This window comes from Pseudoalteromonas sp. A41-2 (genome assembly GCF_015767615.1).
Lineage (GTDB): Bacteria > Pseudomonadota > Gammaproteobacteria > Enterobacterales > Alteromonadaceae > Pseudoalteromonas > Pseudoalteromonas lipolytica.
On record NZ_CP065231.1, the window covers coordinates 780671 to 790925 of the forward strand.

Consider the following 10255-nt stretch of genomic DNA (forward strand, 5'->3'; position numbering starts at 1 on the left):
TATAACCATGACAATTCGCACCCGTGTTGCTCCTTCACCAACAGGTGATCCGCATCTAGGTACTGCTTACATCGCTTTATTTAACTACTGCTTTGCAAAACAGCAAGGTGGGGAGTTTGTTTTACGTATAGAAGACACTGACCAAGTGCGCAGTACAGCTGAATCAGAGCAAGCTATCATGGATAGCTTACGTTGGTTAGGCTTAAACTGGGATCATGGTCCTGATGTGGGCGGTGAGTTTGGTCCATACCGTCAATCTGAGCGAAGTGATTTATACAAAAAGTTTGCGCATCAGTTAGTTGAGCAAGGCAAAGCATTTTATTGTTTTGCAACTAGCGAAGAGCTAGATCAAATGCGTGAAGAACAAATGGCTGAGGGTTTGCGTCCTAAATATGATGGTCGTGGTTTAAATCTATCAGACGATGAAATCAAAGCGAATCTTGACGCGGGTAAGCCGTACGTTATTCGTATGAAGATCCCAAGCGACGGCACGTTTAAGTTTAACGACTATCTTCGTGGCGAAATTGAGATCCCGTGGGAAAACGTAGACATGCAAGTGTTGCTGAAAGCCGATGGCTTCCCAACGTATTTCCTTGCTAACGTTGTTGATGATCACCACATGCAAATTAGCCATATTTTCCGTGGTGAAGAGTGGATCAACTCAGCGCCTAAGCTATTAAAATTATACGAAGACTTCGGTTGGGAAGCGCCTGTACTTGGTCACTTGCCGTTACTTCGTAACCCAGATAAATCAAAGTTATCAAAGCGTAAAAATCCAACTTCAATCAATTACTACAAAGAAATGGGTTACCTGCCAGAGGCACTATTGAACTATTTAGGCCGCATGGGTTGGTCAATGCCTGATGAACGTGAAAAGTTCACGCTAGATGAGATGATTGAACACTTTGATATGAAACGTGTTTCTCTGGGTGGGCCTATTTTCGACGTGGATAAGCTTAGCTGGTTAAACGGTATGTGGATCCGTGAAAACTTGTCAGATGCTGAATTAATGCAACGTTTTGTTGATTGGAAATTTAATACTGAGTTATTCGCTAAAGTATTACCAGAAGCAAAAACACGTATTAATACGTTATCAGACATGGTTGATCTTGCCGGTCATTTCGTGGGCGGTATTCCAAGCTATGATCCTGCGTTGTTAACGGCTGGTAAAGCGGGTGAAGATGCAACACGTCAAGCACTGCAATTCTTCATCTGGCAATTAGAAGGCTTACGTACATGGGAAAAATCAGCGATTTTTGCCATTGCGAAAGAAGTTGCAACGTTCCATGAGCTGAAGATTAAAGATTTTCTTGAGCCGATTTTTGTCGCTATTACGGGCAAAACATCATCAACATCGGTACTTGATGCAATGGAAATATTAGGCTCAGACCTGTCGCGTGCGCGATTACGTGTTGCACTTTCGCACATTGGCGTGTCAAAAAAGCAAGCGAAAAATATTGAGCGCGCTTACCGCGATTACCCGCAAGCTTAAAAATTATTACGCTTTAAAAACCGAGCTATATGTCAAGTGACCCCCAATAGTTGGACATTCCAATTACTGGGGGTTTTTTTATATTTAAATCAAAGTTAACGCAGATTTAACTTGTAAATAGGTACTACTCTAATAGTATTAAACATGTACAACTTATCACTTGTAGGAATATCTTAATTAAGCAGTATAAGGTGGCTGCAAGCGAGGGATTTTTTAAGCTGAAGTGAATGCTTCGGTTAATTTTCAAGGAGAAAGTGATGTTCAAATACTTATTGGTCTGTTTGACCTTTTTTGGCATTAGTATGTCGAGTTTCGCTGCTGATAAACCCAATGTGCTTATTATTTGGGGTGATGATGTTGGTATGTGGAATATTAGCGCTTACCATCGTGGCATGATGGGAGGTAGCACACCTAACATAGATAGCATTGCCAATGATGGCATGATATTTATGGATCATTACGCACAGGCCTCGTGTACGGCTGGTCGTGCTGCATTTATTACTGGTCAGTACCCAATGCGTACCGGTCTTAGTACGGTAGGTCTACCTGGAGCACCACAAGGTTTGCAAAAGAAAGATCCAACGTTAGCAACGATGCTTAAATCTAAGGGGTATGTAACAGGGCAGTTTGGTAAAAACCATTTAGGTGACCTTGATGAACACTTACCAACAAATCATGGTTTTGATGAATTTTTGGTATTTTGTACCACCTCAATGCGGGTGAATACCCAGAACAGCAAGATTATCCACAAGACGCCAAAACACAAGAAAAGTTTGGTCTAAAAATGCGTGGAGTCATTCATTCAAAAGCGCTTGCTAATGGTAAACAAGAGGTTAAAGATCTTGGCCCATTTGGTAAAGAACGTCAGCGTAATTTAGACCAAGAAGTGCTTGTTGAATCAAAACGTTTTATTCGTGATGCAGTAAAACAAAATAAGCCTTTCTTCGTTTGGCATAACACCACACGGATGCATTATCAAACTAACCTTAATAAAGCGTATGACGGTAAAACAGGGTTTGGTTTATATGCTGATGGTATGGCTGAACTGGATGATGATGTAGGAGAGCTGCTTAACTTACTTGATGAGCTTAAAGTATCTGATAATACAATAGTGATGTTTTCTACCGACAATGGAGCTGCATCAAACTCATGGCCTGATGGTGGCAACCAGCCGTTTCATGGTGAAAAAGGTGTTGGTGGCTGGGAAGGTGGTTTCAGAGTTCCTATGCTTGTTAAATGGCCAGGCCATATTCCAAGTGGTGTAAGCACGGGTGAGTTTATGACCATGGAAGATTGGATACCAACGATTATGTCATGGCTCGGTGATAAAGACCTAAAAGCTAATTTGCTTAAAGGTACAAAAATTAATGGCCAAAAGTATAAAGTTCATTTAGATGGCTTCGATCAAAGTGATATCTTGTTGAATAATGGTAAAACAAACCGTAAAGAGTTTTATTATTTTACCGAAACGACTTTCCACGGTATGCGTTACGGTGATTGGAAGTTAATTTTCACAGAGCAAGAGCATTGGTTCAGATCTTCGCAACAAGCCCTTACTACACCTTATATCATTAACCTAAAAATGGACCCATTTGAGCGCTTCATTGATGCAAGGGGTTACGATGAGTGGGCAGAAAACCGTAGCTGGATTTTAGGCCCTGCAGGTAATCAAATTTCAGAGTTTGTAAAAACCTTTAAGGCTTTCCCGCCTAGCCAAGAGAGCATGTCAGTACAAGTGGATAGTGTCGCTGAAATGATTTCAAAGCAAGCGCTAAACCGCTAACAATATAGGCTTTACCAGGGCACGACGTTGCGACATCGCAGTTTTGTTCGTCACTGGTAAAGCTTTTACAGCTTTCAACCCCGTAGCCATTGCCGCCTCTATTTACCCCCTCACGTTTTAACTGCTCAATAGCAATACTCTATTTATCGCTGTTGGATTGTAACCGCTAGATTGCACTGAACGTTGCCCTAGGCAGCTAAGTTCTTCAACATCGCCAAAATAATATGCATCACTTTGAATAGCTTGTTCTTCACTTATAAATTCCTGTATTCGCTACTTTTCGAATTCATAAGTAAACAAATTAGGGGACTGTTAGTCTTAAACCTATGTTGCCGCAGGCAGATAAAGTTGAAAAAGTGGTGAGTAAAACGAGCAGTCGAGTGATGTCTTTTTCACTTTAACTAAGTTCTATTGTTCTATCGCTAAAAGCATGACTTTGTTGTTAAAAATTGAGGCTAATATTGAATCAATACATCCATTTATGCACTTTGGTTAGTCTTAAATGGGGTTGAAAATGTAACTAAGCTTGAATCTTTGTTAACAGTGTCGATTTTTTGCGTCTTAAATAAAAGTAGAAATTTTCACATTTAGAGAGTGTTCATTAAATTTCGATTAGCGTTATGGCTTGTTTTATAAGCTTAAATTTGATTTTGTCGTTATTTTGGTAATTTATTTGTTAAGGTTAAGTACAAAACGCTACAACTAAGTTGATTAATTTGTTTCATGGGTGTGATTGAATAACGGTTAAGTTTTGAAATGGATATTCATAAAACTTAAATAATTATTCAAATAACTATCCAGGAATTACTTATGCAAGTAAAAACACTCTCAATTGCTGTTGCTGCGGCTCTTTACAGTGCCAGCGCAGCCTATGCGACTGGTATTGAAGCTAATAACAACGCAAATAAATTACAAGCACCTAATATTACATTCGATGAAGTAAAAGCACTTTCAAATAAAGTTCATGACGCTAGTTCAGAAAAAATGTTGCAAAACAATGGCTTGAACGTAAAAATAAATGCACAAACAAGAAAGTTCGTTGAAGAAGGCATCACAGGCGAAAGTATTTATATTGTAAAACTTCGTGACAATGCCGTTGCATTAGAAGCAAGAGATATTCAATCTCCACTTGCTCGTAGCTTGCAACAACAAGGTGTAAGCAAGATTTTTGAACACGGTAAGCCGTCTTCTCCTGCTGTAATCGACTATCAAAATAAGTTATTAACTAAGCAGCAATCGGTAATGCAGAGCGTGGCTTCAGTAACAGGCCGTACAGAAATGCGCCGCCAGTTTACTAAAGCAATCAATGGTTTCTCAGTAAAAATGACAGAAGCCGAAGCGCGTAGAGTGTCAGAGCTAGGCTCTGTTTCATCTGTTATGCGTTCAAAGAATTATGACCTTTTATCTGATGAAGGCCCTCGTCATATTGGTGCAGACCAAGTGTGGAATGGTACGAGTGTACCAAGCGGTATCAAAGGCAAAGGTGAAGGGCAAATCGTTGGTATTATCGATACCGGTATTAATTCAGATCACCCGTCTTTTGCAGAAGTTGGCGGCGACGGTTATGTTCACACTAACCCGCTCGGCGATGGTAACTTCTTAGGTGACTGTGTTGACGATGCAGAGTTCATCCAATGTAATAATAAATTAATCGGTGTACGTTCTTATGACATGATCACCGATGTGTTCTCTGAAATTATCCCAGGCTGGCCTGCAATTGGTGAAGATTACCAAGGGCATGGCTCGCACGTTGCGTCAACAGCAGCGGGTAACGTAGTTAAAAACGTACCATTAGTCACTGTTGGTGCTGGTGACAAATCAGATGGCATGGTGATTAAAGAAGATCTCTTCCCAGAAATTTCGGGTGTGGCACCGCATGCAAATATTATTTCTTACCAAGTGTGTTACCCATCAAATGATATCGGTGCGAATGGCTGTCCGGGCGAAATATTACTAGCAGGTATCGAAGATGCGATTTCTGATGGTGTTGATGTTATTAACTTCTCAATTGGTGGTTCAGATTCAAACAGCTGGACAGACCCAGTACAACTTGCATTTTTAGCAGCACGTGAAGCGGGTATTAACGTTGCGGCTGCGGCTGGTAACAGCGGACAAGGGTGTGGCAGCGCAGAGTGTTTCGGCTATTTGGATAACTCATCACCTTGGCTTGCGCAAGTTGCAGCAACGACGCATGGTCGAAGTGTTGTGATTGAAACGCCGGTTGAATATGCAGGCTTTGCTGACGCATCAATGGGCTCTGAAGTGCCAAGCTGGTCAGAAATGGGTCTAACAGGTGGCTCACTTAACCAAACAGACATCACGGGTGTCGTTGTGTGGGCTAAAGACTATGCTGATGTGAATGGTGTTAAAGATGCGAATGGGTATTGTACTGCTGACTACCCAGCTGGCACATTTGACTTTTACAAAGATGGCTCGCCAATTGTGGGTGCTGCAGAGGGTGAAACTAACGTAATCGTTATTTGTCAACGCCATGACCCTCAAGACCCTAATGCTAATGCACGTGGTGCAAAGTCTGATCATATCAAAGCAGGCGGAGCAGATGGTTTCATTATGTTTAACCGTAATAGAGACCAAGGGACAGTTGCTGAAGGCTACTCACTTCCAAGTGTTCACTTTACTTATGATCAGTGGAATGGTGTATACCCAAATGATGGTTTAGAGGATTGGGTTGATAGCTTCTCTGAAAAAGGCCACATGATCACCATTAAAGCAACCAATGTTGAGCGTATAGTTAATGCTGAAGATGCTGATTGGTTAGCGCCATTCTCTTCTCGTGGTCCGTCGTATCCAAACCGTGAAGTATTGGCTCCAGCCCTTGCAGCGCCAGGTGTTGACATTTATGCGGCTTACGCTGATGAACATCCATTTGTTGCCACACCATACGGCACTGATTACTCAAGTTCTAGTGGTACATCAATGGCATCACCGCACGTTGCAGGTGCAATGACATTGCTACGCCAGGTACACCCAGATTGGTCAGCAACTGAAATTCAATCAGCATTATCAATGACTGCTGATAACGTGGTGAAATATCATCGCTTGAACAATGAAAAAGATACCATCGGTGAAGCGTCAGTTTACCGTGCTGGTGCGGGTCGTATTAATGTTGCTAATGCAGCTAAAGCCGGTTTTGTCATGGATGAGTCTGCGGAAAACTTTATTGCAGCAAACCCTGACAGTGGCGGTACACCACATAAGTTGAACATGCCAAATCTTGTTAATTTCTCATGTAAGCCGGAGTGTCAGTGGGTGCGTACCATTACTGCCACCGAAGATGGTACATGGACAGTAAGCAACGAAGAAGTTGTGAACTGGAATTTCGACATGAATAAGCAAATTCCACAAAATGGTATCAACTTTGAAATTACCCCTAATAAGTTCTCTCTAAAAGCGGGTGAAACACAAACCATTATTGTTAAAGCATCAATCATGGAAACGCAAGATTGGTCAAGTAACTCAGAAGTAGAGCTGCACAGCAACCTACTGTTTAAAGCAGAAGAAGAGAACATTCCTGATGCGCGTTGGCCTGTTGTATTCAAATATGATCGTGGCGATTTACCTGCTAACCTTACAACCGTTGCACACTCTGATAAAGGCAGCTACGTTGTACAAGGCGTTGAGTTACCAGTTGTTTCATCACCTGTTGCACAAGCATATATGCCAGTTGAAGCAACCATAGATACGTTTGAATTACCAAAAGATAAAGACAATTTCTTCCCGTGGGCTTCTAATCGTACGGTTGAAGTAGACCCCGCTGATATACTTGATGAGGCTACCTATTCTAAGTTCATCACTGTGCCAGCTGATTCTAAACGCTTAGTCGTTGAAGTTGTGGGCGTAGAGTCTGAACTTGAAGGAAACTCTGACCGTGCTAACCCGCTTGTCTACATTGGTAAAGACTACAATGGTGATGGCGAAATTCAGATTGAAGATGAAATCTTGTGTGTCTCTGGTCACGTTGTTTATAACAACTTCTGTAATATCAATAACCCAGAAGAAGGTGAATATTGGGCCGTTATTTATAACCCAGCGAAACAACGTAACCCTGACTTTATCGAAAAAATTCAAATTGCAACAGCCGTTGTTAGTAATGATGTAGCGGATACGCTTGACGTTACACTTCCTGCAAGTGATGGCGTAAACCCAGTTGATATGACAATCAATTGGGATATGAACATGAATGCGGGCGGTATTTACTACAGTGCAATCGACGCTGGCACATCAACCGTAAATCCAGATAATCTAGGGACTATTCCACTTCGCATTGAACGTGGTGTTGATGTTGTTGACGTAGCCGTAGGCACTGAAGCAGCTAAAGTCGGTGACTTAATTCCTGTTAGCTTTAATGTACTTGCGAATAACTCGGGTGCCGACCGTGAGTTCTCATTTGATATTGATGCGCCTGCAGGATTAAATTTCCACTCTGACCGTATTGAAATCTCAAGCACATCAGATGTGGATGCTGAAGTTGTTGACGGTAAACTTGTTATCTCGGGTGTACAACCAGATACACGAGATGTTCAACCTGATTACCTTGTTACTAACAATGTAACCGATGAAATGTGTCGCCTTCCAAGTTTTGGTAATTCAAACCCAGGTGGTTATGTTAACTTATCTGATTTTGGTATTTTCCCAATGTTGTCGGGTTTCCAAGAAAATGGTCAAGCTAACTATGGCCGTGGTTGGATAATTCCAGTTAACACTTTATTCAATGGTGCATACGATAAAGTAAGCCTGTTTAATAATGGTGATGAAGTAAATATGTGGAATAACTTCATCCAAGTTAAAGGGATTGGTACGGTTGATACGCTAGGTGCGCGTTACCTTGTTCCTGCGCATTTACGCTTCCCTTACAACAATGTTCCATACGAAAATATGGCACCACTTTGGCGTGGTTGGTCTATCACTGAATCATCTATCACCAAAGATGTTCTCTCTGTAGGTCTATCTGCATCTGAAGGTATCTCACTGGCTTCAACAGCAAATGGTTGGGCTATTATTGAGTGGGATAATGCATCTGACTACGGTAACGAGTTTGGCTTTAGAGGTCAGTACTCTTATGACCGTCGTGATAACTCATTCGATTTCCAATTAATTTTCAATGCTGAAACACGTTTTGGTAAGAATGAGCATGAAATCTACTATGCGTACGATAACATCGACTTTGGCAGTACAGGTACTCACGGTAGTATCGGTGTGCAAGGCTTTAAAGGCCAAGTATCAACATTTGGTCCATTAGGTGATTATTTAGGGGTTGATATTGCGTACGATAACATCGACGAAGTAGTAAAAGATGACTACATCGTGTGTATGGATTACGTTGGCCCTGAAATGTCTCAGTTCGAAGTAACGGCATGGGCTGAAGTACTCCCTTCTGCTGCAGGTCAAACATTGGCACTGAACACGATTGCAAATGTTGATGGCATCGAAGCAATCACTAAGCTTAATGAAATTACAGTACCAAGCAACATCACAGTTGTAGCGCTTGACGATATGGTAACCACAGAAGAAACAGCAATTAGCTTTGATGTTCACTATATTGATGAAACAAACTCGAAAAATGAAATTTCAGTTATTTCAGACAATGTAAGTTTTGAAGTTGATGGCGATACAGTCACCGTAACACCCAATGAGAATTTCTACGGTGAAACAGAAGTGACGGTGGTTGTTTCTGACATTGAGAACCCATCAGATGCTGCAAGCACGACGTTTATGTTGACAGTAACTGGAGTGAGCGATGCACCTGTTGCAAATGTAGCGAATACAGAGATGGTTATCACAGAAGGCGATACGGTCACACTAGATGCATCAGCGTCAATGGACCCAGATGGTGATGAGCTGAGTTATAGCTGGCAAGGTAACGGTGTTATTGCAGATGCAAGCGCAGCGTTAACAACCGTGTCAGGCTTAACTGCGGGTGACCATGTATTTACAGTGACAGTATCAGATGGTGAACTTGAAACATCAGCAACTATGAATGTGAAAGTAGTTACTGTTGCAGAGCGCTTAGCAATTGATGCTATTTCTAACCAATCAGTTGATGAAGATAACAGCACAGAGATTGCGGTTAACTTTGACAACCAGTTAGGTAAAGAAACCGTTATTACAGCAATGGCTGACAATGCTGAAGTTGAGGTAATGGGTCATGAAACGGGTTCAATGCTAAAACTGACACCGGCAGCAAACTTCAATGGTGAAATTGAAGTAACAGTAATGGTTGCTTATACAGACGAGCCTTCGGCGGTAGCACAAACAACCTTTACACTGACAGTAAACGCAGTGAATGATGCGCCTGTTGTAGAGCTTGCAGAGACTCATTTATATGTACGTGAAGGTCAAGTACCGACACTTAGCGCAACGGCATCAGACCTTGATGGTGATGAGTTAACGTATGAGTGGACGGGTCCAGGTACGATAGAGTCAGCAAACAGTGCGAGCACGAAAGTGTCAGGTCTCGTTGCGGGTGACTATGTTTATACTGTGACAGTAAGTGATGGTACAACAACGGTTGAACAAAGCTTACAGTTATCAGTAACAGAAGCTCCCGAGGTTGATGACTCAGATGACGATGAGGATTCAAGCGGCTCACTTGCGTGGCTAACACTTCTAATGGCAGGTTTTGCAGGCTTAAGACGCCGTAAAGCAAAGCGCAGCTAATCACTCCCTAAGTGTGTTATGTGACAAAGGGCCTTCGGGCCCTTTTTTCGTTTGTGTACTCTGCTCGACTTAAAAGGATGTGGCCTACATGTCGTGTTTACTTCGCTTTTTAGTCAGGCTGTTTTATTAACGTTTGCAGTTAATTAAAAATGGGGGCAAAAGCCAGATTGCAAAAAGGGGGGATAGGGAAGGTGAGTGTTTATGTTACTCTTTTATAAGGGAAAATAAGTCATCTTAGAAAGATGGGTTTTTACCTTATAGCTAAAAGTAATAAAGCGATTGAAAATCCTCTGTAGCAAAAT

4 protein-coding genes are annotated in these 10255 nt (G+C 41.8%); all 4 read left to right on the forward strand.

Translation table 11 applies throughout. The features are described from left to right. Nucleotides 1–7 precede the first annotated feature (7 nt). The 4 genes from gltX to IT970_RS03715 all read left to right on the forward strand — a co-directional run bounded on the left by gltX (nucleotide 8) and on the right by IT970_RS03715 (nucleotide 9953). Nucleotides 8–1492, forward strand: coding sequence for a glutamate--tRNA ligase (gene gltX / locus IT970_RS03705; RefSeq protein ID WP_065978065.1), 1485 nt, complete (start codon nucleotides 8–10; stop codon nucleotides 1490–1492). A 257-nt stretch (nucleotides 1493–1749) separates the two neighbouring features. Next, the gene (locus IT970_RS16080; protein ID WP_269216518.1) at nucleotides 1750–2274 is read left to right on the forward strand and encodes a sulfatase-like hydrolase/transferase; all 525 of its coding nucleotides are present in this window, start codon (nucleotides 1750–1752) and stop codon (nucleotides 2272–2274) included. Then, nucleotides 2193–3275 (forward strand): sulfatase-like hydrolase/transferase, encoded by a 1083-nt coding sequence (locus IT970_RS03710; protein WP_269216519.1) that lies wholly within the window; start codon nucleotides 2193–2195, stop codon nucleotides 3273–3275. The genes IT970_RS16080 and IT970_RS03710 overlap by 82 nt, the downstream gene beginning before the upstream one ends. Before the next feature lie 810 nt (nucleotides 3276–4085). After that, nucleotides 4086–9953 (forward strand): S8 family serine peptidase, encoded by a 5868-nt coding sequence (locus tag IT970_RS03715; RefSeq protein ID WP_196857616.1) that lies wholly within the window; start codon nucleotides 4086–4088, stop codon nucleotides 9951–9953. The last annotated feature ends 302 nt before the right edge of the window (nucleotides 9954–10255 follow it).